A 25,959-nucleotide genomic window follows, 5' to 3' on the forward strand; every position below is an offset into this window, starting at 1 on the left:
TAACAATGCGTGTTGGGGTGATGACCTTGCGCAACACTGTCTTCGCGTTTTTCTTGATTTTGGCGGCGATCGTGGTCACCAAGACCGGCACCGGCGACACGCCGCGGGCGACCTCGGGCAGCGGTGGCGGCGGCCGCGTCGTGTGTTCGGTCTCACCGCAGCGGCCGGTGGAGAAGGACAACAGGATCGTCGCGGCCACGCAGTTCCGCTGCGACTCCCCCGGCCCGGACGGGCTCACCATGACCGTCCATCTGCAGCGCAACGACGGCGGCACCTGGACCACGCTGGCCAAGGAGACCTTCGTCAGCAACTCGGTCTACACGACCCGCGAGGAGTCCGCGGAGGCCAGGACGCGGCGGGTCAGCGTCGCGTGCGCGCCCGGCACGTTCCGCACCCTGGTCGAGGGGTCCCTGTTCGACAACAAGCGCAGCACGCCGCTGTCGCGGACCAGCGGCGAGCGCAAGAACCCCTGCTAGGAGGGCTCGATCTCCACGTAGGGGATCTTGGCCCGCCAGAGCCAGACGGCCTGCGCGGCGACCCACACCAGGGTCCCGGCGATCACCAGCACGCCCAGCCAGGGCAGCCCTGCCCAGTCGGTGGCCGCGACGATCCACATGACCACGCCGATGAGCGAGAACTTCAGGATGTAGGTGCTCAGCGCCACCGGCATCAGCAGGTGCCTGGCCCGTAGGTCGGTCACGGCGATGATCAGCGTCGACAGCGTGTAGCTCAACGCGACCAGGCCGACCCCGGCCAGGGCGCCCAGCGCACCGGTGGCGCCGTCGCGCCAGCCGGCCAGTGGCGCGACGACCACGAGCAGGACGCCCATCGCGATCAACGCGGCGGGCAGGTGCTGCAGTCGCTTCTTCACAATGGAGCAGGATACGCCGGGAACCGCCCGACGAGGTCGGTCACCCGGTCGCCGACGGACTCCCCGCGCACGGCCGCGCCGATCAGCGCGGCGATCTGCGCCATCTCCGTCTCGCCCATCCCCTGCGTCGTCACCGACGGCGTGCCGACCCGCACGCCGGAGGCGGTCATCGGCTTCTCCGGGTCGTACGGGATGGCGTTCTTGTTCAGCGTGATCCCGACGGCGTCGCAGCGCTCCTCGGCGTCGCGGCCGGTGATCCGCAGCTCGCGCAGGTCGATGAGGGCCAGGTGGGTGTCGGTGCCGCCGGAGACCGGCCGCATGCCCTGCGCCTCCAGGCCGGCGGCGAGGGCCCGCGCGTTGCGCACGACCTGGCCGGCGTAGTCGGCGAACGCCGGCTGGGAGGCCTCGTGCAGCGCCACCGCCTTCGCCGCGATCGCGTGCATCAGCGGGCCGCCCTGGGTGAACGGGAAGACCGCCTTGTCGATGCGCTGCGCGAGGGCCTCCCGGCACAGCAGCATGCCGCCGCGGGGACCGCGCAGCACCTTGTGCGTCGTGCAGCTGACCACGTCGGCGTGCTCGACCGGCGACGGGATCGCCTTGCCGGCCACCAGGCCGATGAAGTGCGCCGCGTCGACCATGAGGTAGGCGCCGACCTCGTCGGCGATCGCGCGGAACCGGGCGAAGTCGATCAGCCGCGGGTACGCGGTGGCCCCGCAGATGATCATCGCCGGTCGGTGGGTGAGGGCGAGGTCGCGCACCTCGTCGTAGTCGATCAGCTCGTCGTCGCGGCGGACCGGGTAGCCGACGGTGTTGAACCACTTCCCGGAGAAGTTGACCTTGCTGCCGTGGGTCAGGTGCCCGCCGTGCGGCAGCTCCATCGCCAGCACCGTGTCGCCGGGCATGAGCAGCGCGGCGTAGGCGGCGAGGTTGGCGCCCGCGCCACTGTGCGGCTGCACGTTGGCGTGCTCGGCCCCGAACAGCGCCTTGGCCCGCTCGATCGCGAGCTCCTCGGCCCGGTCGACGGCGCCGCAGCCGCCGTAGTAGCGGCGGCCCGGGTAGCCCTCGGCGTACTTGTTGGTCAGCGTCGAACCCAGCGCGGCGAGCACCGCGGGCGACGTGAAGTTCTCGCTCGCGATGAGCTGCAGGCCGCCGCGCAGGCGTTGCAGCTCGTCAAGGACGACGTCGGCGATCTGCGGGTCCGTCTCGCGGAGCGCGTCGAAATCCGGCCCCCAGTAGGTGTCGCCCATGAAACGAGTCTAGGGCGCATCAGCGCAGGGTAAGCATGAAGTCATGCGATGCCTCGTGACCGGCGCGACCGGATATGTCGGCGGGCGGCTGGTGCCCCGGCTCCTCGCCGCGGGGCACGAGGTGCGCTGCCTCACCCGCGATCCGCGGCGGCTGCGGGACGTGCCGTGGGCCGGCCGGGTCGAGGTCGCCACCGGCGACGTCGCCCGCGACGAGGGCCTGGCCGAGGCGGTGCGCGACGTCGACGTCGTCTACTACCTGGTCCACGCGCTCGGGCAGGCGTCCTTCGAGGACGTCGACCGGCTCAGCGCGCTCAACCTGGCCGTCGCCGCCCTCGACGGCGGCGTGCGGCGCATCGTGTACCTCGGCGGACCGGCCGCGGACGAGACGGCGGACGAGCACACCTCCGCGCACCTGCGCTCCCGGGGCGAGGTCGCCGACATCTTCCTGCGCAGCGGCGTGCCGACCGTGGTCCTACGCGCCGCCGTCATCATCGGCTCCGGCTCCGCGTCGTTCGAGATGCTGCGGTACCTCACCGAACGGCTGCCGGTCATGGTCACCCCCAGATGGGTGCGCAACCGGATCCAGCCGATCGCGATCCGGGACGTCCTGCGGTACCTGGTGTCGGCGGCGACGGTCTTCCCGGTGCAGGTCAACCGCGCGTTCGACATCGGCGGGCCCGACGTGCTCACCTACGCCGACATGATGCGCCGCTACGCGAGGGTCGCGGGCCTGCCCCGGCGGGTCCTGCTGCCGGTGCGGCCGCTGACGCCGTGGCTGTCCTCGCACTGGGTGGGCCTGGTGACGCCGGTGCCCAACCGGATCGCCCGGCCGCTCGTCGGCAGCCTCATCCACGAGGCGGTCTGCCGCGAGCACGGCATCGCCGAGTTCGTGCCCGACCCGCACGACGGGCTCACCGGCTTCGACCTCGCGGTCCGGCTCGCCCTGCGCAAGATCCGCGACGCCGACGTGGAGACCCGCTGGGCCAATGCGGTGCTGCCCGGGGCGCCCAGCGACCCGCTGCCGTCGGATCCCTCGTGGTCCGGCGGCACGGCGTACCGCGACGAGCGCACCCGGCACGTCGACGCGTCACCGGAGCGGCTGTGGCGGGTCGTCGAGGCCATCGGGGGGCAGAACGGCTGGCACTCCTTCCCCCTGGCGTGGTCCGTCCGCGGCTGGCTGGACCGGCTGGTCGGCGGGGTCGGGCTGCGCCGCGGCCGGCGCGACCCCGAGCGGCTCTTCGTCGGCGAGGCCCTGGACTTCTGGCGGGTCGAGGAGATCGTGCCCGGCGAGCTGCTGCGGCTGCGCGCGGAGATGAAGCTGCCGGGGCGGGCCTGGCTGGAGCTGCGGGTCACGCCGGACGAGCGGGGCCGCGCGGTGCTCGAGCAGCGCGCCGTGTTCCTGCCCCGTGGTCTCGCCGGGCACCTGTACTGGCTGGGCGTCGCGCCCTTCCACGCGTTCGTCTTCGGCGGCATGGCGCGCAACATCGCCAGGTCCGCGCAGCGGCAGCCATCGCCGGCACCGGCGAAGCTCAGCGGTTGAGCAGCGCCGCGGCCAGGGGGCGGGTCAGCGCCTGCACCTGGTCGGCGACCACTCCGAAGAAGGCGTCCGGGCGGCCCCACGGGTCGGCGAGGTCGTCCTCGGCGCGCACCTCGTCGCGTGCCTTGTCCACCAGGTCGACCAGCGCCACGCCCCGGTCATACACGTCGCCTGCCGCAGGCAGGGTCGCGGCCGCGGCCGGCAGCAGCCGGGCGAACTGTCCCCACACGAACGTCCGGGGTGCGGCGTCCGGTCGCAGGGACACCACGAAGTCGACCTGTTCGGCGGTCGCCGTCAACACCAGATCCGAGGCGTCGACGTGCTCGGCCAGGAGTTTGCGGGCGCGGAAGCCCGCCGTGTCCCCGCCGCGGGCGAGGACCTGCCGCGCCGCCTGCGGGTCCATCGGGTCCCCCGCGTGCCAGCCGCCGGTGCCCGCGCCGTGGACATAGACCAGGTCCGGCGCCGCGCCGAGGGCGGCGAGGTCGGCGACGAGCAGCCGCTCCGCCATCGGCGAGCGGCAGATGTTGCCCATGCAGACGCACAGCACGCTGAACGGCGCCACCGGCTAGTCCAGGCCGATCAGGCTGGGCACGACCTCGCGCAGCTTCTCGATCGGGATCGCGCCGGCCCGCAGCACCCGGTGCTCGCTGTTGGTCACGGAGATGATCGTGCTGGCGACCGGCTCGGGGCACGGGCCGCCCTCCAGGTAGACGCTCACCGCATAGCCCAGCTGGTCGCGGGCCTCGCCCGCGGTCTCCGCCGCCGGCTGGCCCTGCTTGTTGGCCGACGAGACCGCCATCGGGCCGGTCTCGCGCAGCACCTCGAGGGCGATCGGGTGCAGCGGCATGCGCACCGCGACCGTGCCGTCGCCGCCGCCGAGGTCCCATTGCAGGCTCGGCGCGTGCTCCACGACGATCGTCAGCGCGCCCGGCCAGAACGCGTCGACCAGGTCCCGCGCCGCCTGCGGCAGCCCGAACACGAGCCCGTCGAGGGTGTGCCGCGAGCCGACCAGCACCGGCACGGGCGCGGAGCTGCCCTTGGCGTTGTTGAGCGCGGTGACCGACCAGGACTTGAAGGCGTCGGCGCCGATGCCGTAGACCGTGTCGGTCGGCAGGACGACCAGGTCGCCCCGGCCCACCGCCTCGATCGCGGCGGCGATCCCGCGCTCGCGCTCGGCAAGCTGGCTGCAGTCGTAGAGCATCACGCGGCTAGTCTGCCATCCGCCTGCCGGTGACGAAGCGCGGGCGCCCGGCCAGATCCCGGTGGTCGGTCACCGCGTCGAAGCGTCCGGTCGCCCGGATCAGCTCCGGCAGCGACGCGCCCTGGGTGTCGTCGTGCTCGATCCCCAGCCATCCGCCGGGTCGCAGCAGGTCCGTGGCCCGGCCGACCAGGCCCGGCATGAGCGCGAGCCCGTCCGCGCCGGCGAACACGGCGTCGTGCGGATCGTGCACCGCGACCTCGACGTCGACCGGCGCTCCCTCAGGAACGTACGGCGGGTTGCTCAGCACCAGGTCCACCGTCCCGTCCAGGCCGCGCAGGACGGCCGGGTCGGTCGCGTCGCCCTCCACCACCCGGACGTCCGGCGCCAGCCGCGCCACGTTGCGCCGCAGCCAGCGCAGCGCGGCGGGGCTCTGCTCCACGCAGTACACCTCGGACTGCTGTTGTGCGACAGCGACGGCAATGGCGCCCGACCCTCCGCACAGGTCCACGATTCTCGTTTTCTCCCCGGGTACATGCTGCAGCGCCCACTCCACCAGCAGCTCCGTCTCGAACCGTGGGACGAAGACCCCGGGACCGACCTCGAATTCGTGACCGTAGAACGGTGCCGTCCCGGTCAGGTGCTGCAGCGGGATCCGCGTCCTTCTGGCGGCGACGAGACGGTCGATTTCGGCGCATTGCGCCGCGTCCGGCGGCGGCGCGGTCAGCAGCCGCGACCTGGACACCCCGAGCACATGCGCGGTGAGCAGCTCCGCGTCGACTCTCGGCGAGGCCACCCCGGCGCCGGCGAGCACGCGGGTGGCGGCTGTGATCACCATCGAAAGCGTGGGCAACTGCCCTCCGGGCATGTCATCTTCGGTGCTGTGCACCCCATAATCATGGGGCGTGCGAAAGGAGGGTCCGATGGCGGTGGCAGACCGCACGTCGGAGCTGTCCCGCGCCCGACGGATGATCTTCGACGACCAGCTCGGTGAGGCGATGACGGTCATCGACCGCGTTCTCGCCGGCGACCAGTCGCCGCACGACCGCGTCGAGGCGCTCACGTTACGGCTCATCGCACTGATCAACCTGGGCCGCGCCGACGACTATCCCGCGGCCCTCGACATCGGGCTCGCCGCCGCCCGTCAGGTCCAGGATCCTGCGCAATACGGTGAGCTGCAGGCCCTCGCGGCGATCGTCGCCCTGCGCGCCGGCTCGCTGGACCGCTGCGTCCGCGCCCTCGTGCACGGCTCCCGCGCGCTCGGCGCCGTCGAGCTCTTCGACGAGACCACCGCGTGGGGCTGGCACAACCTGGCGATGGCGTATTCCTACACCGGCTTCCACGAGCACGCGAACGCGGCGATGGAGAAGGCCCGCGAGGTGGCCGCCGAGGTCGGCGTCGAGACCGCCAACACCGACTTCGCCACGCCGCAGATCCGCCTCCTGCACGCCGTCGAGCTCGACCATCGCGGCGACAGCGAGGGCTGCCAGCGCATCCTCCGCGACGTCGTCTACGACCTGGAACGCAAGCACAAGGACAACGACCTCGACAACCTGCGCCCCATCGCCCGCGGCGCGCTCGGCTACGCGGTCCTGCGCCTCGGCACCCTGGGCATCCAGGGCCTCGTCACCGACGTCGACCCGTGGCCGCTGCTGGAGTCCGCCGGCATGTCCAAGCGGGCCCGCGACCTGCGGACCCTCGGCGCCGTGTGCAAGGCGATCGCCGAGCGCCGCCCGATCGAGGCCGTCGCCCGCCTGGAGACCGCCCACGTCAGCGACGACTCGCTCGGCCCGGCCGAGCAGCACCGCCTGCGCGCCCTGGCGCACCTGGGCACCGGCGACTACCGCTCGGCGTATCACGCCGACCGCAACGCCTTCCGCGTCGCCAACATCCAGCCCGACCGGCTCCGCGACCTCTTCGTCGAGGGCGTCGCCGCGCTGCTGGACCATGAGGACCTCGTCCGGCGCGTCGACTTCCACCGTGGCGAGGCCCAGACCGACCCGCTCACCGGCCTGCCCAACCGGCGCTACCTGGAGGAGCACGTCACCAAGCTGTTCACCGCCGGCGGCCACGCCGCCCTCGGCGTCTGCGACCTGGACGGCTTCAAGCAGGTCAACACCCGCCACGGCCACCTCTCCGGCGACCTCGTCCTGCAGCGGGTCGCCGGGGTGCTCAACCGGGTCATGCGCAAGGGCGACTTCGTGGCGCGGTATGGCGGCGACGAGTTCGTCGTCGTCCTGCCCACCACGTCGGCCGCCGAGGCGCGCGAGATCCAGCGCCGCATCACGGCCGCCGTCGCGGCGGAGGACTGGCACGCCCTGGTCCCCGGCACGCCGGTGGGCGTGACGATCGGCTGGGCCGGCCTGTCGGGCGAGGACTTCGAGTCGGTCGCCGAGGCGTTCGAGGCCGCCGACCACGCAATGCTGCGCGCGAAGACGCCCCGCCCCCGCGCCGCCTCCTGACCCCATGGGGCCGCCAGCCGCCCGACGGGTCCGACGTCGCAGGTCATGCCCGACTTTTCGGATTTGCGCCAAGGGTACCGTAGGAGCGCCTTCGCGGAATTTACCCGCTTTCGTGCCCGCTTCGGCACGACTGCCCGGCGCGCCGTCCGGTCAGCGGAAGGCGTGCAGGATCCGCGCGTTCTCCTCGCGGATGCGGGCGCGCTCCTGGTCGGCACAGACCGCCGCCCACGCGTTCGCCTTCGCGGTCGGGACGCGATCGGCGCCCAGCATCGACAGGCCGACCTTGTAGATCAGGTCGGCAGCGGTGCCGACGACGACGCGCGGAGCCGCGGAAAGGTCGACGGGCGACGATGGCATGGCGTCCCTCCGGAAGATCGGGTCGGCAGCGATGATCACGATCGGTAAGGTCGTTCGGGTCGAAACGCTACCTGAACCAAGCGTGCCGGTGCATCGTTTCCGCTGTGTGACGTCTGCGTTAGACCCGCGTCACCCTCGGCTGAGCTGGTCGTCACCCGCGAGCCGGGCCTTGCGGTCGGCGTCGGCCAGGGCGTCCAGGACGCTGTCGAGGTCACCAGCCATGGCCAGGTCAAGGTTGTACGCCGTGTAACCGATCCGATGGTCGGAGATCCGATTCTGCGGATAGTTGTAGGTCCGGATGCGCTCGGAGCGGTCGACGGTGCGCACCTGTGAGCGACGGGCGTCACCGGCCGCGGCGGCCGCCTGCTCCTCCGCGAGGGCGGCCAGCTTGACCTTGAGCATGCGCATCGCCCGGTCCTTGTTCTGCAGCTGGGAGCGCTCGTTCTGGCAGGAGACGACGATGCCGGTCGGCAGGTGCGTGATCCGGACCGCCGAGTCGGTGGTGTTGACGCTCTGGCCGCCGGGGCCGGACGAGCGGAACACGTCGATGCGCAGGTCCCCGGCGTCGACCTCGATCTCGCCGGCCTCCTCGATCTCGGGCGTCACGAGGACACCGGCCGCACTGGTGTGGATGCGGCCCTGCGACTCGGTGGCCGGCACCCGCTGGACGCGGTGGACGCCACCCTCCCACTTGAGCCTGGACCAGACGCCGTTGCCGGCCTCCGGGATGCCCCGGGTCTTGATCGAGACGGCGACGTCCTTGAAGCCGCCGAGGTCCGACTCCTGCGAGTCGAGCATCTCGGTCTGCCAGCCGTGCCGCTCGGCATATCGCATGTACATCCGCAGCAGGTCACTGGCGAACAGCGCGGACTCCTCGCCGCCCTCACCCGCCTTGACCTCCAGGATGATGTCCTTGGCGTCATTGGGGTCGCGGGGGGCGAGCAGCTCGGCGAGACGCTCCTCCAGGTGCGGGATCCGCGCCTCGAGCTCGTCGGCCTCACCGCTGAACGCCGGGTCCTCCGCGGCCAGCTCGCGGGCCGCGGCGAGGTCCTCGCGGGCCGCCTCGAGCTCGACCGAGGTCTTCGAGATCGGCGACAGCTCGGCGAAGCGCCGGCCGGTCTTGCGGGCCAGGTTCTGGTCCGCGTGGATGCCCGGGTCGGCGAGCTTCTGCTCGAGCTCCTGGTATTCGGCCAGCAGCGCGCGGAGGCGCTGCCCGGAGGAGGTGTCGGTGCTCATGTCTCGCGCCCCAAACAGAGAAACAAAGGAAGAAACGGCCAAGGACGAAATCGGCGCCCGCACCGAACCCCGTCGAGCGGGGTGGTGCGGGCGCCGGACGTGCAGCTACTTGGCGGATTCAGCCTTCTTCGCCGCAGCCTTCGCGTACTTCTGCTGGAACTTCGCGACCCGGCCGGCGGTGTCAAGCACACGCTGCTTGCCCGTGTAGAACGGGTGGCAGACGGAGCACGTCTCCACGTGGATCGTGCCGCCCTTGGCGGTGCTGCGGGTGGTGAACGCGTTACCGCAGGAACAGGTGACCTCGGTGGTCGCATACTGCGGGTGAATGTCCGGCTTCATGGCCGCGGTCCTTTCGTCGTGGTCGCCGGGTCGCCGTGTGGCGTGAACCGGAACCTGGTCTGGCCGTCGGTCAAGTCTGCCATGACTGGGTCACAGCACCTCAACCGGTCTCTGCAACGCCGCACCGGCCGCCGGCATTCCCGCCGCCCGGATCCGCGCCGTGAGCGGGCCCACCGCGATGATCCAGCCGAACAGCACCAGGAGGAACACCCGTTGCAGCAGGCCGGACGCCGCCGGCACGGCGCCGCTGACCATCGCGACCATCGTGACGAACGACACCACCCCGACCGCGATCGACGGCCAGACGAGCTTCCGGGCGCCGTTGCGGGCAACCGCTCGGGCGAGGGTGAACACCGCGGCGATCAGCAGCAGGAACAGCAGCAGCGAGACCAGGTCGTGCACGACGTGGTGCAGCGGGATCGTGCCGGCTTCCTCGGCCGCCTTGCAGGCACCGATCCACTCGGAGCACGAGTTGCGGGCCAGCCCGGCGACGACCAGCAGGGCGCCGGAGATCAGGGTCAGCACCCCGGCGATCTTGGCGGCGGCGCCGACCGGCAGGTGCTGGAACAGGCCGAGCCCCGCGGCGACGGTGCTGGTGGCCAGCGCGAAGAAGCCGACGATCATGATGGGGGCGCTGGGCGAGTTGGTGGCCGCGAGCTGGCTGGCGGCCTCCTTCAGGTGACTGTAGCCGGGGTAGAGCGCCCCGGCGACGACGACGGCTGCGACGAACAGGGCAGCACCGGCGTAGGAGATTCTGGCAAGCATGGTCGTGGGTCCTCAGTTTTCGAAGGGGATCAGGTCGGGCGTGCAGGTGGCACCCTCGGCCGGCGGCCGAGGGTCGATCAGGCACACGGTGGTCGCCGCCCGCAGGCAGCCGTCCGGGATGAACGAAGCCGGGTGGCCGGGTCCGTCGACGACGAGCAGCCGCGCGCCGGGCATCGCGCCCGCGGCGGCGCGGTCCTGGTCGCGAACCGGCCAGGTGGTGCCGATGGGGTGGGCAGGCGGCGGGCCGGCGCGAGGCTGATCTTCGGGCCGGCCGGCCGGTCATGGTCGACGGGGACCTTGGCGTCCGCGCACTGGAGGTTGTCGCCGCAGCCGGTCCAGGGCAGCTCCGGCACCGCCGCGGAGGCGGGCGGCGCGCAGAAGAGGACGGCGCCGGCGGCCATGAGGACCGTGCTGGCGAGCGAGGTGTGCTGCATGCCTTACAGCGTCGGAGATTTCGGCGCTCCGACCCATCATGCGGCCCCGTCAACCCGAGGTGATACCAGCACCACCTCAACCGGCCGCTAGATGCAGCAGCACCGCCTTGACCCGCTTGTGGACCTCGCGCTCCTCGGCGAGGCCGAGCTTGGCGAAGATGCCGTTGATGTGCTTCTCGACCGCGCGGACGGTGAGGACGAGGGTGGCGGCGATCGCGGCGTTGTCCTTGCCGGTCGCCATCTCCGCGAGGACGTCCTGCTCGCGCGGGGTGAGCAGGGCCAGGGGCGAGCGGGTGCCGCGGCCGCGGACCAGGGCGTCGACGACCTTCGGGTCGACGACCGAGCCGCCGCGGCTGACCTCGACGACGGCGGAGATCAGCTGCGCCGGGTCGGACATGCGCTCCTTCAGCAGGTAGGCGCGGGCCCGCGAACCGTCCTCCAGCAGCGCCAGGGCGAACTCGGGGTCGTCGTACTGACTGATCACCACGACACCCATCGACGGGTGCGTGCGGCGAAAGCGGGCCGCGGCGCGCACGCCCTCGTCGGTGTTGGTCGGCGGCATGCGGATGTCGGTGAGGACCACGTCGGGGCGGTGCTCGTCGACGGCGGCGAGCAGCGCGTCGTAGTCGTCGCAGACGGTGACGACGGTCAACGAGGGCGCCCGGTCCAGGATGCTGCGCAGTCCTTCACGGGTGAGCAGGTTGTCCTCGGCGAGCACCACGCGCACGGTCATGCGAAGCAGGATAGATGCGCGTACCAGCCGGCAGAGGGGTGCTGGCACCCCTCCCGGAGGCCGGTCGGCACCCGCAGAATGCCGTCATGAGGACACGTCGCCGCCTGGTTGTCGCGGGGTACACGCTGCTCGCCCTGATCGGGCTGACGGCGGCGGTGTCGCTGCTGGACCACGGCGCGGCCGGCACCGAGGTGAAGGTCGCGTTCTGGCTGCAGTCGGTCCTCGCGGGGCTGGCGTTCGCGTTCGTCGGGGCGCTGCTGGTGGCGTTGCGGCCCGGCAACCTGCTCGGGCCGGTGCTGCTGACCGGCGGCGGGGCGCTGGTGCTGGAGTTCTCGCTGCGGGAGTACGCCTTCCGCGGCCTGGTCCTGTTCCCCGGTTCGCTGCCGGGCGCGGCGCCGGCCGGCTGGTTCGGGCTGGTGCTCGACCCGCTGTTCTTCCCGCTGACGATCGCGTTGACGCTGCTGCTGTTCCCCGACGGGCGGCTGCCGTCGCGCTGGTGGCGGCCGGTCGTGGCGCTGGGCATGCTGGCGACGGCGACGCAGGTCGTCCTGCACGCGGTCGTGGACGGCCCGCTGAAGGACGAGACGTACAACTACGCCATCGCGTGGCGGGGGGCCGTCGCCGGTGATCGGGTCGGCGGCCTGCTGGACCCGCTCACGAACGTCGGGCTGCTGATCCTGCTGGCGAGTGTGATTCGGCTCCTGGTGCGGTACCGGAAGCTCGGCGCCGCGGACCGCCAGCCGGTCAAGCCCCTCGCCCTGGTCGGGTCGGCGGCGGTGCTGTCGCTGCTGATCCAGTCGTTCCCGGCGCTGCGGGAGACCGGGCAGGTGCTGGTCGTCGCGGTCATCTGCGCGGGGCTGCCGGCGGCGCTGGCGATCGGCGCGCTGCGCTACCGGGTGTGGGAGTTCGACCGGGTGCTGGTCGGCACGTTCGTCTACACGGCCCTGACCGTGCTCATCGCCGCCACCTATGTCGGCATCGTGGTCGCCGCGGCGCATCTCGCCGGCCGGGGCGACACCCCGGCGCTGCTGCCGTCGGTGCTCGCGACCGCACTCGTGGCGGTCGGCGTGTCCCCGGTGAAATCCGGCCTCGAACGTGCCGCACGGCGCCTGGTGTACGGGGTCCGCGCCACCCCGTACCAGGCCCTCGCCGCGCTGCCACACCACCTGGCGGAGGCGCCGGTGGTCGACGAGGTGCTGCCGCGCACCGCGCGCGCCCTGGCCGACGGGCTCGGCGTGACCGCGGCCCGGGTCCGCGCGTTCGTGCCGGGCGCGCCCCCGCTGGTGTCCTGGTCGTCCGGCACCGAGGAGGCGCCGCCGCAGGACGAGGACCTGCTCGTCGTCGCGGTCCGGCACCTCGGCGAAGAGGTCGGCGACGTCGCGGTGCGCCCGCCGACGGACCGGTCGCTCAGCGGCGCCGACCGGCGGCTGCTTGCCGACCTCGCCGCGCAGGCCGGCCCGGCCCTGCGCGGGGTGGCGCTCGCCGCGGAGCTGCGGGCCCGGCTGGAGCAGCTGACCGAGAGCCGCACCCGGCTCGCCACGGCCCAGGTCGAGGAGCGGCGGCGGCTCGAACGCGACATCCACGACGGCGCGCAGCAGCAGCTCGTCGCGCTGGCCGTACACCTGCAGAAGGCCGAGGAACTGGCCGGCTCCGACGAGGCGAGGGCGGCTATCGTCACCTGCCGGGCCGAGCTCGGCACCTGCATCGACGACCTGCGGGAGCTGGCCCGCGGCATCTACCCGCCGGTGCTCGCGGCTCGGGGGCTGACCGCCGCGCTGAAGGGCAGGTCCCGCTCCAGCGCGGGCAACCTGCGCATCACCGTGCGCTCGACGGTGGACGGGCAGCGGTTCAGCCCCGCGGTCGAGCTCGCCGCGTACTTCACGGCCCTGGAGGCGCTGCAGAACGCGGCGAAGCACGCGCCCGGCTCGAACGTGACGGTGTCGCTCGACGAGCGGGACCACCGGCTGGCGCTGCGCATCGTCGACGACGGGCCCGGCTTCGTCGCGCCCGCGAGCGGCGGCACGGGACTGCTCGGGATGGCGGACCGGGTCGGCGCGGCGGGCGGCACGTTCACGATCGACGGCACCGGGCCGGGCACCGCGATCACCGTTTTGCTCCCGTTATAGCGCTCGCGGCTGTATGCACGGCTCACCTACGCTGGCCCGTGCTATGAGCCTGCACATCGACGCACTGTGTGACCCGGCGCTGCTGGCCGAGATGGCCGGCGGCGGATACCTGCGCACCCAGCGCCACCCCTCGCTGCCCCTGCTGATCCACAACTACACCGAGAAGGCGCAGTACGAGAACGTCTGGAACGCGGCGACCCTCGCGTGCCGGGGCCTCGTCGTGCACGCCGAGACCGGCACGGTCCTCGCCCGGCCGTTCACGAAGTTCTTCAACCACGGCCAGCCGGGCGTGCCGGAGCTGGACTTCGACGGTCCGGTGCGCGTCACCGACAAGGCCGACGGCTCGCTGGGCATCATGTTTCCGACGCCGGACGGCTGGGCGTTCGCGACCCGCGGCTCGTTCGACTCGGAGCAGGCGCGGCACGCGACGGCGGTGTTCCGCGACCGGTACGCCGCGCGCTTCACGCCGCCCGAAGGACTGACCGTGCTCGTGGAGATCATCTACCCGTCGAACCGGATCGTGCTGGACTACGGCGACCTCGACGACCTCGTGCTCCTCGGCGCGGTCGACATCGTCACCGGTCGCAGCCACGGCCCGGAGGCGGTGCCGGGCTGGCCGGGGCCGGTCGTCGACACGTTCGAGCACGCCACGCTCGCCGACGCCCTGGCCGCGCCGCCGCGGGACAACCGCGAGGGCATGGTCGTGCACTTCACCGTCCCGGACACCCGGTTGAAGATCAAGTATGCGGAGTACGTGCGGCTGCACCGGATCGTGACCGGCCTCAACGCCCGGGTCGTGTGGGAGGCGGCCGGCGACGGCACCCTCGACGCGCTGCTGGAGCCGCTGCCGGACGAGTTCCACGCGTGGGCGACGAAGATCGCCGACGGGCTGCGCGAGGAGGCCGCGGCGCTCGCCGTCGAGGTCGAGGCCGCATACGAGGCGACCCTCGCGTCCCTGCCGGAGGGCTGGGGTCGCAAGGAGTTCGCGATCGCCGTCGCGAAGCACCCGGCGCGGAGCTGCCTGTTCCTGCGCCTCGACGACCGGGACTACCGGGGCCTGCTGTGGCAGCGGGTCCGGCCCAAGGTGACGGAGGAGAGCTGATGGCGTCGCTGACCATCACCCGGGGCCTGCCCGCCTCGGGCAAGACCACCTGGGCGCGTGAGCAGGCCGGCCTGGTCCGGGTGAACCGTGACGACCTGCGCAAGATGCTGCACGGCGGCCGGGTCGCCGACGACGCGCGGCGCGGCCGGGCCGAGAAGGAGGTCACCCAGGCCCACCACGCGGCGATCGACGCGCTGCTGCTCGGCGGCGCCGACGTGATCTGCGACGACACGAACCTGCGGTCCCGGGTGGTGCGGGAGCTCGCCGAGCTGGCCGCGAAGCACGGCGCGTCCTTCACGGTGCGCGACTTCACCGACGTGCCGGTCGACGAGTGCGTCAGCCGCGACGCGCTGCGCGAGGGCGACGGTCACGTCGGCGAGGACGCGATCCGGTCGATGCACCAGCGGTACCTGGCCGGCCGCGCCCTGCCGCTGCCGCTGCCGGTGCTCGACTCCGCGAGTGTGGTGTACGAGCCGCCGCCGGACGCGCCCCGGGTCGTGCTCGTCGACATCGACGGCACGGTCGCGCTGATCGCCGACCGCAGCCCGTACGACGTGACCCGGGTCCGCACCGACCTGCCGAACGCGCCGGTGATCGCCGCGGTCCGGGCGATGCACGCCGCGGGGCACGAGATCGTGTACTGCTCCGGCCGCACCGACGACTGCCGCGAGGACACCGCGGCGTGGCTGGACGAGCACGTGGGCGTGCCGTACACCGCACTGTTCATGCGCGTCACCGGCGACCAGCGCCGCGACAGCATCGTGAAGCAGGAGATCTTCGACAAGGAGATCCGCAGCCGCTACCACGTGGTCGGCGTCTTCGACGACCGGCAGCAGGTGGTGCGGATGTGGCGGGCCCTGGGCCTGACCGTCTTCCAGGTCGCGGAGGGCAATTTCTAGACCCGCCTTTCGCAGGTGGGCCGAGGGGCGAGCGCTGCGCCCGCCCCTCGGCCCATGGGCCAGGCGCCCGGTCAGCGACCGAAGGTGATCCAGTCGATGGTCACGTAGTCGGCGGGTTGGCCGCTGGTCAGCGTGACGTAGACCGTGTGGGTGCCGGTGACGGCGGTCATGTTCGCCGGAATGTTGCGGAAGGCCGTCCAGCCGCCGGTGTTCGCGATGGCGAAGCTACCCAGCACCGGGCCGGTCGGGCTGTCGACGCGGACCTCGACCAGTCCCGACACTCCGCCCGCGGCACCGGAGGCCGCCTGCGCCTTGAACTGCGTTGCCGGTGTGGCGCCGAAGTTCACCCCGTCGAATCGGAGGTAGTCTCCGTTGCCGCCGGGTCCGACGTAGGTGCCCGCCGTGGTCGTGCCCTGCACCTGGTTGGCCGACTCCGCCTGGATGGTGCCGTAGGCGTCGCGGCCGGTGACCGGGCTCGGCGTCGGGCTCGCCGTCCGGCTCGGCGTGGGGCTCGGCGTGGGGCTGACGGTCCGGCTGGGCGTGGGGCTTGCCGTGGGGCTTGCGGTCCGGCTCGGGGTCGGGCTCGCCGTGGGGCTCGTGCCGCCGGGTGACGGAGCCGTCGCCCCGCCGGTGTACACCGCGACGTAGTCGGCGTCGTAGTGCCCGCCGCCGGTGGTCGCGCCGTTGAGGGGTACACCGTTGTTGGCCGGCATCTCCCCGCCGATGGACAGGTTCAGCACGATGAAGAACCCGTGCTGGAATCCCAGGTCCCAGGCGTCGGCGCGGATGTTGACCCCGCGCTGGGTGCGCCACACCTGCCGTCCGTCGATGTACCAGGTCACCGACTTGTCGGCGTCGCTCCAGTCGACGGTGTAGGTGTGGAACGCCTTGGTGCACGACTGCGTGCCCTGCCCACACGGGCCGGCCGCGCCGTTGTTGCCGACACCGTTCTTCTCGTTGCACACGTTCGGTCCCTGTGCGGGATCGAGCCAGCCGCAGTGCATGGTCTGCCAGGTCTGGTTCAGGCCGCTGACGCTCTCCATGATGTCGATCTCGCCGACCGTCGGCCAGTTCCACCAGTTGCCACGGTAGGCCCCGGCCAACATCCAGAACGCCGGCCAATAGCCGTTGGACTGGCCGTTGGCCGCCTCGGGCAGCCGCAGCCGCGCCTCGACCCGCAGTTTGCCGCCCGCGGGCGGCTGGAAGTCCTGCCGGTTGGTCTCGATCCGGTCGGAGGTCCAGCCACTGAGTCCGTTGCCCTGGGCGGTGATGCTCATGATCCCGTTGGACACGGAGACATTGTTGCGGGAGTTCGTCTGCACCTCGCCGGTGCCGAAGTTGGCCGGGCCGCCCGGATAGCTGGTGCCCTCGGCGTGGCGCCAGTCGCCGCTCAGGGCGGTGCCGTTGAAGTCGTCGAGGAAGGTCTGGCTCCAGCCGGCCTGGGCCGGCGGGGCGGCCGCCTCGGCGTGCAGCGCGTTGACCAGCCAGGTGCTGCCGAGGAGGAGGGCGGCGATCGGGATGGTGAGGTGTCTGAGCCGCCTGCCGGTCCTGCCGCGTGCGGGACTCGCGTGGTCCGTGTTCATGGATACCTCTTCCGGGGGTGTGAAGCTCCGGGGCGGTTCATCAGCTCAACGGCAGCGTGGTCCGGGGTGGGTCGCCGACGCCGATGGAGACCCGGAGGCGGTCGGGTGCACTCAGCGTGCAAGTCGCCCTCAGGTTGGCGGCGTGAGAGCGCTCTCAGCATCGGGTCCATCAACGCGGATTGTCAACGTTTGTTAACAGGTACTTTTCGATAGTCCTCTTACCAGCCAATATGCCGCGCGAAAGTTCGGCAGTGACCGTTTTGAAACTCTTGTGTCATCGACCTCGGGTGACGAATTTGACCTTCGAGAGAGCGCTCTCTCAGCGCGCAGAACGCCGCGGAGATCAACGATCACGAGGGAGGCGAGGCTGCGAGGTTGTCACTGCAGACGACAAACGGCGGTGCCCCCGCGAGGGGCACCGCCGTTGTCGGATCCGCTTACTCGCCCGGTGTGGTCTGGGCGATCTGCATGAGGAACTCGACGTTGGTCCGGGTCTTCTTCAGCCGGTCCAGCAGCAGGTTGAGCGCCTCCTGCGAGTCGAGCGCGTGCAGCACCTTGCGCAGCTTGATGACGATCGCGAGCTCGTCGGGCGCCAGCAGGATCTCTTCCTTGCGGGTGCCGGACGGGTCGATGTCGATCGCCGGGAAGATGCGCCGGTCGGCGATCTTCCGGTCGAGCTTGAGCTCGGCGTTGCCCGTGCCCTTGAACTCCTCGAAGATGACCGTGTCACCGGTCGAGCCGGTCTCGACCAGCGCCGTGGCGATGATCGTCAGCGAGCCACCGTTCTCGATGTTGCGGGCCGCACCGAGGAACCGCTTCGGCGGGTAGAGCGCCGTCGAGTCGATACCACCGGACAGGATGCGGCCGCTGGCCGGCGACGCGTTGTTGTACGCGCGGCCGAGCCGGGTGATCGAGTCGAGCAGCACGACGACGTCGTGGCCCAGCTCGACGAGCCGCTTGGCCCGCTCGATCGACAGCTCGGCGACCGTGGCGTGGTCCGTCGGCGGGCGGTCGAAGGTCGAGGCGATGACCTCACCCTTGACCGACCGCTGCATGTCGGTGACCTCTTCGGGCCGCTCGTCGACCAGGACCACCATCAGGTGGCACTCCGGATTGTTGCGGGTGATCGCGTTGGCGATCGACTGCAGCACCATCGTCTTGCCGGCCTTCGGCGGCGACACGATGAGCGCCCGCTGACCCTTGCCGATCGGCATGACGAGGTCGATGACGCGGGTGGTGAGGATGTGCGGCTCGGTCTCCAGCCGCAGGCGGTCCTGCGGGTAGAGCGGGGTCAGCTTGTAGAACTCGGGGCGGCGCTTGGCCTCCTCCGGGTCCATGCCGTTGACCGTGTCGAGGCGCACCAGCGGGTTGTACTTGTCGCGCCGCTGCTCACCGTCGCGGGGCTGGCGCACGGCACCGGTCACGGCGTCGCCGCGACGCAGCCCATAGCGCTTGACCTGCGACATCGCGACATACACGTCGTTGGAGCCGGACAGGTAGCCGGTGGTCCGCACGAACGCGTAGTTGTCGAGCACGTCGAGGATGCCGGCCACCGGCACGAGCACGTCGTCGTCGCTGACCTGCGGCTCATTGCCACCGCGGGCGCTGGCGGCGCCCGCCGGCTGCGGCTCGACGCCGTCCCGGTCGCGGCCCCGGCGGCGGTCCCGGAACCGGCTGCGGCGCCCGCGGCGGCCCGTGCCGTCGTCGTCGCCGTCGTCCTCGGCCTGGTTGAAGTTGCCGCGCTGGTTGCGGTCGCCGCCGGTGCGGTCACCGCGGTCGCCGCCGCTGTTGCGGTCGGTGCGCTCCGCGGGGCGCTCGCCGGTGCGCTCGGCCCGGTCGTTGCGCTCGGTCCGCTCGCCCCGCTCGGGACGTTCGGCCCGCTCACTCCGCTCGGTCCGCTCACCGCGTTCGGCGGGCCGCTCGGCCCGCTCCGCGCGCTCGGTCCGCTCGGGACGCTCGGCGCGTTCGGCCCGCTCAGGGCGTTCGGCCCGCTCGGCCCGCTCGGGACGTTCGGTCCGCTCGACGCGCTCGGAACGCTCGGCGCGCTCCGGACGCTCGGTGGTGGCGGCCCGCTCGGCGCGGCTGGCGCGAGCCGGACGCTCGGCCTTCTCGGCCGCAGGCTCGGCGGCCTTCTCCACCGCGGCGGGAGCCTGCTCGGTGGCGTGGGCCTCGGCGGCGGGGGCGGCCGTGGCGGCCGCGCGCGGCTCCGGCGGCCCGGCGGCCCGGGTTGCCCGGCGAGGGGAACGGGCGACCGGCGCCTCGGCGGCGCCCTGCGTGGCGGACGGCCACTCCTGCTCCGGAGCCTCGGCGCGGGCCTCGGCCCGGGCCGCGGTGGTCCGCGCCGGCGCGGCGGTGGCGGCGGGGGCGGCGGCCGGACGCGACTCGCCGGCCTGACGCTCCTGGATGGCCGTCACCAGGTCACCCTTGCGCATCCGCGCGGCGACAGGGATGCCCAACGACGCGGCCAGGCTCTGCAGCTCAGGCAGCAGCATGCCGGACAACCCTGCGCCAGAGCGGCGCCGACGCGTCGCCCCGGCCTCGGAGCCGTCGGCCTCGACCGCGGCGCGGTCGCTCGAGACATCCGACGTGACGTCGGTGGTGTCGCTCAATGGATTCCTTCCCTCGTTAGGCCGGGATGCCCGGAGACGAGACACGGTGGCCGGGCGGCCCGGGGGCTCCCGCCTCGCTACAAAAGAGCGGAGCGGAAGGTGTTGCAGCGCTGTGCGGTGAGCCGGGCGCCACCATCTGCGGCCTGGCCCAGCCGTGCGCGCGCGACCACAGGAGACGCGGGTTGGCGGCCGGGCGTGCGCAAGGGGTGCCACGGAAATCGGAGCACGCCGCCCCGCATGAGATCGCCGCACGGAGCGGCTGCTGTAGGACTAGAGAGTAATCAACTCGCCTAGCCAGCGGCAACAGGGTCCCGATCGGCGTGTTCCAGCGTACCCCACACCAGGTCAACCCCGACGAGGGCACCCACCACATCGACGTCGAGCGGCAATACACGCCAACCCGGCAGCGGTGACGGCGCCCAGCCACCGGTCGTCAGCGCCAGGACGCTGGGCCCCGCGCCGGAGATGACGGCCGCGACGCCCTCGGCCCGCAGCGACCCGACGAGCTCGGCGCTGCCGGGCATGGACTCGGCCCGATACCCCTGGTGCAGGCGGTCCTCGGTCGCCGCGAACAGGTGCGACGGGTCGACGGTGATCGCGTGCACGAGCAGCGCCGCCCGGCCCGCGTTGAGCGCGGCGTCGGCGTGCGGCACGGTCGCCGGGAGGGCGGCCCGGGCCACCTCGGTCAGCCCGCGTTCCTGCGGCACGAAGAGGAACGGGCGGATCGCGGCGGCGGGCTCCACCCGTACCGCGGACGCACCCGCATCCTCCGTCCAGGCGATCGTCATCCCGCCCAGCAGGCACGGCGCCACGTTGTCCGGGTGACCTTCGAGCTCGGCGGCGACGCGGAGCAGGGCCCGCTCGTCGAGCCGCTCGGCGCCGTCGGTGACGAGGGCGCGGGCCAGGGTCACCCCGGCCACGATCGCGGCCGACGACGAGCCCATGCCGCGGGCCTGCGGGATGCGGTTGCGGCAGCGCAGGGCCAGCCCGGCCGGCTGCTCCCCCAGCTCGTCGAACACCCGCCGCATGGCCCGCACCACCAGGTGGGTCCCGTCGCCGGGCAGGTCGCCGGCGCCCTCACCGGTCACCTCGACGGTCACCCCGCCGGCGGCGACGCGGGCCTCGACCTCGTCGTGCAGCGACAGCGCCAGTCCGAGCGCGTCGAAGCCGGGTCCGAGGTTCGCGCTCGTCGCCGGCACGCGGACGGTGACCGGGGTGGACAGCAGGGCCATACGGATAATGAGATCACGCGGTCCGCGCGCCACCCTAAGGTGGGCCGGTGCCGCCCACACTGTCGATCCTGGTCCGCAACCGTGACTTCCGCCGCCTGTTCTGCGCCGACCTGATCGGCCTCGGCGCCGACTGGTTCGTGCAGATCCCGTTGCTCTCGCTCCTGCTGCAGCTGACCGGTTCCGGGGTGTGGGGCGCGCTGATCCTCGCCGCCGACGTCGGCGTCATCGCGCTGCTGCAGCCCTACGCGGGGGTGATCGCCGACCGCTTCGACCGGCGCCGCATCCTGATCATCGCCGAGGTCGCGATGGCCGTCGCCACTCTCGCGCTGCTGGTCGTGCGGACCGCGGCGACGGCGTGGCTCGCGGTTGCCGCGATCGCGGTCATCGCCGTGGCGAAGGCCTTCTTCGTGCCCGCCGCATCGGCCGCCCTGCCCAACGTGGTGGACGCCGAGGACCTGCCCGCGGCGAACGCACTGTCCGGCTCGGCCTGGGGCACGATGCTGGTCGTCGGGGCGTCCCTGGGCGGCATCGCGTCGGCGGTGTTCGGCCCGTACTGGTGCTTCGCCGTCTCCAGCGCACTGTGCTTCCTGTCCGCCGTCCTCGTGGCCGGGGTCCGCCGCCCGTTGCAGGCCTCCCGCCCGGCCACGAAGCCCGAGATCGGCGAGGCCGTGCGGTACATCCGCAAGCACCCGCGGGTCGCCTCGCTCGTGACGGTCAAGGCCGCGGTCGGGCTCGGCAACGGCGTGCTGACCACGTTTCCGCTGCTGGCCGCGGCGTACGGGGTCGGCCCGCTCGGCGTGGGCCTGCTCTTCGCGGCGCGCGGGCTCGGCGCACTGATCGGCCCGTTCGTGCTGCGGCGGGTGCTCACCCATCCGTCGTGGCTGCTGCCGGGCCTGGCGGTGTCGATGTCGGTCTACGGCCTGACCTACCTCGCCGTCAGCGCCGCCCCGTGGTTCCCGCTCGTGCTCGCCGGCGTCGTCCTCGCGCACCTGGCCGCCGGCGGCAACTGGATGATGTCCAACTTCGCGCTGCAGACCGAGGTGCCCGACGAGCTGCGGGGCCGGGTCTTCGCCACCGACGTCATGCTCGCCCTGCTGTCGGTCGGGGTGTCGCAGCTGATCGTCGGCGCGTTCGTCGACAGCGTCGATCCGCGCCTGCTGATCGCCGTCTGCGGGGCTGTGACGCTCGTCTACGCGGCCGGCTGGGCGGCGGTCACCAATCGACAGCGCCGTGCGCTATCGTAGTGATATCACTTCGATAGCTGGAGGCTGTCATGGAAAGACGAGCGTTCCGCGTGCCCGGGTTCCTGATCCTGTTGCTGCTGGTCGTCCTGGTGGGCGCGACCGTCGCCGTCGTCGCCGGTGAGCCCGAGGACACCGCCGGTCCTCTCGTCGCCCTCGCGATCACCATCGCCGTCCTGGCCATGACGGGCTTCACGGTCGTCAACCCGAACGAGTCGCGGGTCGTGCAGTTCTTCGGCCGCTACATCGGCACCGTCCAGACCGCCGGGTTCCACTGGACGGTCCCGTTCAGCTCGAAGCGGCGCGTCTCGCTGCGTGTCCGCAACTTCGAGACGGCCCGCCTCAAGGTCTCCGACGCCGACGGCAACCCCGTCGAGATCGCCGCCGTCGTCGTCTGGCGCGTCGTGGACACGTTCAAGGCGTCCTTCGGCGTCGACGACCACATCTCCTACGTCGCCGTCCAGGCCGAGGCCGCCGTCCGGCACCTGGCGACGAGCTACCCGTACGAGTCGCACGACGACGGCCGCACCAGCCTCCGCGAGGGCAGCCTGGTCAGCGAGGAGCTCACCACCGAACTCGGCGAGCGCGCCGCCCTCGCCGGCGTCGAGGTCCTCGAGTCGCGGATCACCCACCTCGCGTACGCACCGGAGATCGCCCAGGCCATGCTCGCCCGCCAGCAGGCCAGCGCCATCGTCGGCGCCCGCTTCAAGATCGTCGAGGGTGCCGTCGGGATGGTGCAGATCGCCCTGGAGCGCCTGCGCGAGCTGGAGGTCGTCGAGCTCGACGAGGAGCGCAAGGCCCAGATGGTCGCGAACCTGCTCGTCGTGCTCTGCGGCGACCGCAACGTGCAGCCGGTCGTGAACACCGGCTCGCTGTACAGCTGAGGATCGCAGCCGTGGCCGAACGCAAGAAGCTGCTGCTGCGCCTCGACCCGCAGGTCTATGACGCGGTCGCCCGCTGGGCCGCCGACGACCTGCGCAGCGTCAACGCGCAGATCGAGTTCGCCCTGCGCCTGGCGCTGCGCCAGGTCGGCCGCCCCGCCCGCGCCTCCCCCGCCGACCCTGCCGATCCCTCTGATGCCGACCTCGACGACCCTTCCGCCAGTTGACCTTGGAGACTTCGGCTCGCTCCAACGGGCCAAAGTCTCCAAGGTCAACTTTTTCGAGGCGATCGACAGCGCGTGGGCGATCGGGCGCGCCGAGCAGATCCGGCAGATGCTCCTGCACGGCGGGGGCAGGCCGCAGCCGCGCGGCGCGGAACCGCACGGTCATCTGGATCGCCGGCGTCCTGCCGCGCTCGGGTTGGGCGAGCTGGTCCACGTCGGATCGGATCGCGTTCGCCACGCTGGCGATCGGCCTGCTCGGGCTGCTGGCGGCGGTGCTCACGGCCTGACGGTCCCAGCGGGGTTGCAGCTGACCTTGGAAGATCTGACTGCCCAGGACCAGTCGGATCTTCCAAGGTCAACTGCGTCGAGCCCGGCCACGTCCGCAAAGCAACCGGCGCGCTCGTCGCGGCCGGCTGCGGCCGCGGGCTTGTCGCGGCCGCAGGTCGCGGCCGCGCAACTATCGGCGGGCCTGGCAGGGCCAGGGCCAGCGCGAGCTGGGCCCCGGCCCGGTGTCTGGCGGGAGCGGCGGTCCGGACCACCGCGGACCCGAGCCTGCATCAGGCCAGGTCAAGCGCCTTCGCGGCGGCGAGGGCGTCGGCGGGGATCGTGGTCGGGGCCGGGGCGGTCGAGATGGCCCACTCGGGGTCCTTCAGGCCGTGGCCGGTGACGGTGCAGACGACGGTCTGGCCCTGTTCGACGAGGCCCTGGGCGCTGGCCTGCAGCAGGCCCGCCACGGAGGCGGCGCTGCCCAGCTCGACGAAGACGCCGACGGAGCGGGCGAGGAGGCGGTACGCCTGCAGGATGTCGCGGTCGGTCACGGCCTGGATGACGCCGCCGGACTCGTCGCGGGCGTCGACGGCCTTCGTCCAGGAGGCGGGGTTGCCGATGCGGATCGCGGTGGCGATCGTCGAGGGCTCGCGGACGACGGCGCCGTTGACGATGGGGGCGGCGCCGGAGGCCTGGAAGCCGAACATGCGCGGGCGGCGGGTGGCGTTGCCGGCCGCGAAGTCCTCCTGGTAGCCCATCCAGTAGGCGCTGATGTTGCCGGCGTTGCCGACCGGGAGGCAGTGGATGTGCGGGGCGTCGCCGAGGCCGGCGACGATCTCGAAGGCGGCGGTCTTCTGGCCTTCGAGGCGGTCCGGGTTGACGGAGTTGACCAGGGAGACCGGGAAGTCGAGGGAAAGTTTCGAGGCGAGGGCGAGGCAGTCGTCGAAGTTGCCGGAGACCTGCAGGAGGCGGGCGCCGTGGACGAGGGCCTGGGCGAGCTTGCCGAGGGCGATCTTGCCGGTGGGGACGAGGACGGCGCAGGTGATGCCGGCGCGGGCGGCGTACGCGGCGGCGGAGGCCGACGTGTTGCCCGTCGAGGCGCAGATGATCGCCTTCGCGCCCTCCTCGACGGCCTTGGAGACCGCGACGGTCATGCCGCGGTCCTTGAAGGAGCCGGTGGGGTTGGCGCCCTCGACCTTGAGGTACACGTCGCAGCCGGTCCGCGAGGACAGCTCCGGCGCCGGTAGGAGGGGCGTGTTGCCCTCATACAGGGTCACGACCGGGGTCTGCGGTCCGACCGGTAACCGGTCCCGGAACTCTTCGATCAATCCACGCCACATGGCGCTACTCCCCTTCGACACGCAGGACGCTCGCCACGGCGCGAACGATGTCCAGGGCCCGCAGCTCGGCGACGGTGGCCGCGAGGGCGCGGTCCGCGGCGGCGTGCGTGACGATGACCAGCACGGCCTGGTTGCCGCGGCCCGACTGGTTCACGGTCGCGATGCTGACCCCGTGCTTGGCGAAGACGCCCGCGACGGCGGCGAGGACGCCGGCCTTGTCGGCGACGTCCAGCGAGATGTGATAGCGGGTGAGCGCGTCGCCGATCGGGCGGATCGGCAGGTCGGCATACGCGGACTCCGAGGCGGCGTGGGTACCGGCGAGCCGGTTGCGCGACACGGCGACCAGGTCACCGAGCACCGCGCTCGCGGTGGGCGCGCCGCCCGCGCCGCGGCCGTAGAACATGAGCTGACCGGCGGCCTCGGCCTCGACGAACACGGCGTTGAACGCGTCGCCGACGCCGGCGAGAGGGTGCGTGCGCGGGATCATCGCCGGGTGTACGCGCACCGAGACCGCGTCGTCGAGCTTGGTGGCGATGCACAGCAGCTTGATCGTGCAGCCCATGGCCTTCGCGCTGGCCATGTCGGCGGCGGTGACCTCGGTGATGCCCTCACGGTGCACGTCGGCGGCGGTGACCCGGGTGTGGAACGCCATGGAGGCCAGGATCGCGGCCTTGGCGGCGGCGTCGAAGCCCTCGATGTCCGCGGTCGGGTCGGCCTCGGCGTAGCCGAGCGCGGTCGCCTCTTCCAGGGCCTCGGCGAAGCCGGCGCCGGTGCTGTCCATCGAGGACAGGATGAAGTTGGTGGTGCCGTTGACGATGCCGGTGACCCGGGTGATGCGGTCGCCGTGCAGTGAGTCGCGCAGCGGGCGCAGCAGCGGGATCGCGCCGGCGACGGAGGCCTCGAAGTACAGGTCGGCGCCCGCCTCGGCGGCGGCCTTGTGCAGGGTCGCGCCGTCCTCGCCGAGCAGCGCCTTGTTGGCCGTCACGACACTCTTGCCGCCGTGCAGCGCCTCGAGCAGCCAGGTGCGGGCCGGCTCGATGCCGCCGACGACCTCGACGACCACGTCGACGTCGTCGCGCTTGACCAGACCGAGCGCGTCGGTGGTGAACAGCGCCGGGTCGATCGGCAGGTCACGGGTGCGGCCGGCGCGGCGCACGGCGACCCCGACGAGCTCCAGGGGCGCGCCGATGCGGGCAGTCAGGTCCCGCTCGTGCTCGTGGAGGAGCCGGACCACTTCCGCCCCGACGGTCCCGCAGCCGAGCAGCGCCACCTTCAC

General features: G+C 72.3%; 25 protein-coding genes. 9 read left to right on the top strand and 16 right to left on the bottom strand.

Going from position 1 to position 25,959, the window contains the following annotated elements; translation table 11 throughout:
* The first annotated feature begins 26 nt into the window (after nt 1-26).
* Nucleotides 27-476, top strand: a complete 450-nt coding sequence (locus AB0K00_RS26600) for a hypothetical protein (RefSeq protein ID WP_363524912.1) — start codon at nt 27-29, stop codon at nt 474-476.
* Here the strand turns inward: AB0K00_RS26600 and AB0K00_RS26605 are convergent.
* Nucleotides 473-871 carry a hypothetical protein gene (locus AB0K00_RS26605; RefSeq protein WP_363524915.1) on the bottom strand — a complete coding sequence of 133 codons (399 nt, stop codon included), beginning with the start codon at nt 869-871 and terminating at the stop codon, nt 473-475. The genes AB0K00_RS26600 and AB0K00_RS26605 overlap by 4 nt on opposite strands.
* Entirely contained in the window at nt 868-2,118 is a 1,251-nt protein-coding gene (gene glyA / locus AB0K00_RS26610; RefSeq protein WP_363524918.1) for a serine hydroxymethyltransferase, read from the bottom strand. The genes AB0K00_RS26605 and glyA overlap by 4 nt, the downstream gene beginning before the upstream one ends.
* A 43-nt stretch (nt 2,119-2,161) precedes the next feature.
* On the opposite strand from glyA, the gene AB0K00_RS26615 reads away from it, so the two are divergent.
* Complete coding sequence (locus AB0K00_RS26615) at nt 2,162-3,658, top strand: SDR family oxidoreductase (protein WP_363524921.1); 1,497 nt, start codon at nt 2,162-2,164, stop codon at nt 3,656-3,658.
* Here the strand turns inward: AB0K00_RS26615 and AB0K00_RS26620 are convergent.
* Genes AB0K00_RS26620 through prmC form a run of 3 tightly spaced genes read right to left on the bottom strand, consistent with a single transcriptional unit; the run spans nt 3,648 to nt 5,691 of the window.
* Complete coding sequence (locus AB0K00_RS26620) at nt 3,648-4,217, bottom strand: phosphotyrosine protein phosphatase (RefSeq protein ID WP_363524924.1); 570 nt, start codon at nt 4,215-4,217, stop codon at nt 3,648-3,650. The two genes, AB0K00_RS26615 and AB0K00_RS26620, sit on opposite strands and share 11 nt — an antisense overlap.
* Nucleotides 4,218-4,220: 3 nt before the next feature.
* A complete protein-coding gene (locus tag AB0K00_RS26625; RefSeq protein ID WP_363525067.1) occupies nt 4,221-4,856 on the bottom strand; it encodes an L-threonylcarbamoyladenylate synthase in 636 nt (211 codons plus the stop codon).
* A 7-nt stretch (nt 4,857-4,863) separates the two neighbouring features.
* A complete protein-coding gene (prmC, locus tag AB0K00_RS26630; protein ID WP_363524927.1) occupies nt 4,864-5,691 on the bottom strand; it encodes a peptide chain release factor N(5)-glutamine methyltransferase in 828 nt (275 codons plus the stop codon).
* Nucleotides 5,692-5,776: 85 nt separating this feature from the next.
* On the opposite strand from prmC, the gene AB0K00_RS26635 reads away from it, so the two are divergent.
* Complete coding sequence (locus AB0K00_RS26635; RefSeq protein ID WP_363524930.1) at nt 5,777-7,315, top strand: GGDEF domain-containing protein; 1,539 nt, start codon at nt 5,777-5,779, stop codon at nt 7,313-7,315.
* A gap of 150 nt (nt 7,316-7,465) precedes the next feature.
* Here AB0K00_RS26635 and AB0K00_RS26640 read toward each other — a convergent pair whose 3' ends face one another.
* The 6 genes from AB0K00_RS26640 to AB0K00_RS26665 form a co-directional block, all read right to left on the bottom strand.
* On the bottom strand, nt 7,466-7,711 hold the full coding sequence (locus AB0K00_RS26640; RefSeq protein WP_363524932.1) for a hypothetical protein: 246 nt from the start codon (nt 7,709-7,711) through the stop codon (nt 7,466-7,468).
* Between the two features lie 90 nt (nt 7,712-7,801).
* Nucleotides 7,802-8,908: a peptide chain release factor 1 gene (gene prfA, locus AB0K00_RS26645; RefSeq protein WP_363524935.1), complete on the bottom strand. Its 1,107-nt coding sequence runs from the start codon at nt 8,906-8,908 to the stop codon at nt 7,802-7,804.
* Between the two features lie 105 nt (nt 8,909-9,013).
* Nucleotides 9,014-9,247 carry a 50S ribosomal protein L31 gene (gene rpmE / locus AB0K00_RS26650; protein WP_363524937.1) on the bottom strand — a complete coding sequence of 78 codons (234 nt, stop codon included), beginning with the start codon at nt 9,245-9,247 and terminating at the stop codon, nt 9,014-9,016.
* Between the two features lie 90 nt (nt 9,248-9,337).
* Nucleotides 9,338-10,012, bottom strand: coding sequence for a DUF998 domain-containing protein (locus AB0K00_RS26655; protein WP_363524940.1), 675 nt, complete (start codon nt 10,010-10,012; stop codon nt 9,338-9,340).
* Nucleotides 10,013-10,024: 12 nt separating this feature from the next.
* The gene (locus AB0K00_RS26660; RefSeq protein WP_363524943.1) at nt 10,025-10,186 is read right to left on the bottom strand and encodes a hypothetical protein; all 162 of its coding nucleotides are present in this window, start codon (nt 10,184-10,186) and stop codon (nt 10,025-10,027) included.
* A gap of 336 nt (nt 10,187-10,522) precedes the next feature.
* A complete protein-coding gene (locus tag AB0K00_RS26665; RefSeq protein ID WP_363524946.1) occupies nt 10,523-11,179 on the bottom strand; it encodes a response regulator transcription factor in 657 nt (218 codons plus the stop codon).
* An 86-nt stretch (nt 11,180-11,265) separates the two neighbouring features.
* On the opposite strand from AB0K00_RS26665, the gene AB0K00_RS26670 reads away from it, so the two are divergent.
* The 3 genes from AB0K00_RS26670 to AB0K00_RS26680 are packed head-to-tail and all read left to right on the top strand — an operon-like array spanning nt 11,266 to nt 15,306.
* Nucleotides 11,266-13,305, top strand: a complete 2,040-nt coding sequence (locus tag AB0K00_RS26670; protein WP_363524949.1) for a histidine kinase — start codon at nt 11,266-11,268, stop codon at nt 13,303-13,305.
* A gap of 43 nt (nt 13,306-13,348) precedes the next feature.
* Nucleotides 13,349-14,407: an RNA ligase gene (locus AB0K00_RS26675; RefSeq protein WP_363524952.1), complete on the top strand. Its 1,059-nt coding sequence runs from the start codon at nt 13,349-13,351 to the stop codon at nt 14,405-14,407.
* Complete coding sequence (locus AB0K00_RS26680; RefSeq protein ID WP_363524955.1) at nt 14,407-15,306, top strand: AAA family ATPase; 900 nt, start codon at nt 14,407-14,409, stop codon at nt 15,304-15,306. Before AB0K00_RS26675 ends, AB0K00_RS26680 begins: the two co-directional genes overlap by 1 nt.
* A 71-nt stretch (nt 15,307-15,377) precedes the next feature.
* Here AB0K00_RS26680 and AB0K00_RS26685 read toward each other — a convergent pair whose 3' ends face one another.
* From AB0K00_RS26685 to thrB, 3 genes are all read right to left on the bottom strand, one after another.
* Complete coding sequence (locus AB0K00_RS26685) at nt 15,378-16,889, bottom strand: carbohydrate-binding protein (RefSeq protein ID WP_363524958.1); 1,512 nt, start codon at nt 16,887-16,889, stop codon at nt 15,378-15,380.
* A 437-nt stretch (nt 16,890-17,326) separates the two neighbouring features.
* A complete protein-coding gene (rho, locus tag AB0K00_RS26690; RefSeq protein WP_363524960.1) occupies nt 17,327-19,498 on the bottom strand; it encodes a transcription termination factor Rho in 2,172 nt (723 codons plus the stop codon).
* Nucleotides 19,499-19,788: 290 nt separating this feature from the next.
* Nucleotides 19,789-20,730, bottom strand: coding sequence for a homoserine kinase (thrB, locus tag AB0K00_RS26695; protein WP_363524963.1), 942 nt, complete (start codon nt 20,728-20,730; stop codon nt 19,789-19,791).
* 47 nt (nt 20,731-20,777) lie between these two features.
* Between thrB and AB0K00_RS26700 the strand changes: the two genes are divergently transcribed.
* From AB0K00_RS26700 to AB0K00_RS26710, 3 genes are read left to right on the top strand one after another with little or no spacing between them, the layout of a single operon-like run.
* A complete protein-coding gene (locus AB0K00_RS26700) occupies nt 20,778-21,974 on the top strand; it encodes an MFS transporter (protein ID WP_363524965.1) in 1,197 nt (398 codons plus the stop codon).
* Nucleotides 21,975-22,003: 29 nt separating this feature from the next.
* A complete protein-coding gene (locus AB0K00_RS26705) occupies nt 22,004-22,855 on the top strand; it encodes an SPFH domain-containing protein (protein WP_363524968.1) in 852 nt (283 codons plus the stop codon).
* Nucleotides 22,856-22,866: 11 nt separating this feature from the next.
* Nucleotides 22,867-23,079, top strand: coding sequence for a hypothetical protein (locus tag AB0K00_RS26710; RefSeq protein WP_363524971.1), 213 nt, complete (start codon nt 22,867-22,869; stop codon nt 23,077-23,079).
* 554 nt (nt 23,080-23,633) lie between these two features.
* On the opposite strand, the gene thrC is transcribed toward AB0K00_RS26710, so the two are convergent.
* Together thrC and AB0K00_RS26720 are read right to left on the bottom strand one after the other, a co-directional pair.
* Nucleotides 23,634-24,683 carry a threonine synthase gene (thrC, locus tag AB0K00_RS26715; protein WP_363524973.1) on the bottom strand — a complete coding sequence of 350 codons (1,050 nt, stop codon included), beginning with the start codon at nt 24,681-24,683 and terminating at the stop codon, nt 23,634-23,636.
* 4 nt (nt 24,684-24,687) lie between these two features.
* A complete protein-coding gene (locus AB0K00_RS26720) occupies nt 24,688-25,959 on the bottom strand; it encodes a homoserine dehydrogenase (RefSeq protein WP_363525070.1) in 1,272 nt (423 codons plus the stop codon).

It is taken from the genome of Dactylosporangium sp. NPDC049525, from assembly GCF_040676755.1.
Classification (GTDB): Bacteria; Actinomycetota; Actinomycetes; order Mycobacteriales; family Micromonosporaceae; genus Dactylosporangium.

Excerpts from the sequence above, each read along its gene's own strand:
- AB0K00_RS26635 (WP_363524930.1), top strand. The coding sequence starts at position 5,777 with ATGGCGGTGGCAGACCGCACGTCGGAGCTGTCCCGCGCCCGACGGATG.
- AB0K00_RS26685 (WP_363524958.1), bottom strand. The coding sequence starts at position 16,889 with ATGAACACGGACCACGCGAGTCCCGCACGCGGCAGGACCGGCAGGCGG.
- AB0K00_RS26660 (WP_363524943.1), bottom strand. The coding sequence starts at position 10,186 with ATGCCCGGCGCGCGGCTGCTCGTCGTCGACGGACCCGGCCACCCGGCT.
- AB0K00_RS26625 (WP_363525067.1), bottom strand. The coding sequence starts at position 4,856 with ATGCTCTACGACTGCAGCCAGCTTGCCGAGCGCGAGCGCGGGATCGCC.
- AB0K00_RS26665 (WP_363524946.1), bottom strand. The coding sequence starts at position 11,179 with ATGACCGTGCGCGTGGTGCTCGCCGAGGACAACCTGCTCACCCGTGAA.
- glyA (WP_363524918.1), bottom strand. The coding sequence starts at position 2,118 with ATGGGCGACACCTACTGGGGGCCGGATTTCGACGCGCTCCGCGAGACG.
- prmC (WP_363524927.1), bottom strand. The coding sequence starts at position 5,691 with ATGGTGATCACAGCCGCCACCCGCGTGCTCGCCGGCGCCGGGGTGGCC.
- AB0K00_RS26680 (WP_363524955.1), top strand. The coding sequence starts at position 14,407 with ATGGCGTCGCTGACCATCACCCGGGGCCTGCCCGCCTCGGGCAAGACC.
- AB0K00_RS26675 (WP_363524952.1), top strand. The coding sequence starts at position 13,349 with ATGAGCCTGCACATCGACGCACTGTGTGACCCGGCGCTGCTGGCCGAG.
- prfA (WP_363524935.1), bottom strand. The coding sequence starts at position 8,908 with ATGAGCACCGACACCTCCTCCGGGCAGCGCCTCCGCGCGCTGCTGGCC.
- rpmE (WP_363524937.1), bottom strand. The coding sequence starts at position 9,247 with ATGAAGCCGGACATTCACCCGCAGTATGCGACCACCGAGGTCACCTGT.
- AB0K00_RS26705 (WP_363524968.1), top strand. The coding sequence starts at position 22,004 with ATGGAAAGACGAGCGTTCCGCGTGCCCGGGTTCCTGATCCTGTTGCTG.
- AB0K00_RS26670 (WP_363524949.1), top strand. The coding sequence starts at position 11,266 with ATGAGGACACGTCGCCGCCTGGTTGTCGCGGGGTACACGCTGCTCGCC.
- thrB (WP_363524963.1), bottom strand. The coding sequence starts at position 20,730 with ATGGCCCTGCTGTCCACCCCGGTCACCGTCCGCGTGCCGGCGACGAGC.
- thrC (WP_363524973.1), bottom strand. The coding sequence starts at position 24,683 with ATGTGGCGTGGATTGATCGAAGAGTTCCGGGACCGGTTACCGGTCGGA.
- AB0K00_RS26615 (WP_363524921.1), top strand. The coding sequence starts at position 2,162 with ATGCGATGCCTCGTGACCGGCGCGACCGGATATGTCGGCGGGCGGCTG.
- AB0K00_RS26655 (WP_363524940.1), bottom strand. The coding sequence starts at position 10,012 with ATGCTTGCCAGAATCTCCTACGCCGGTGCTGCCCTGTTCGTCGCAGCC.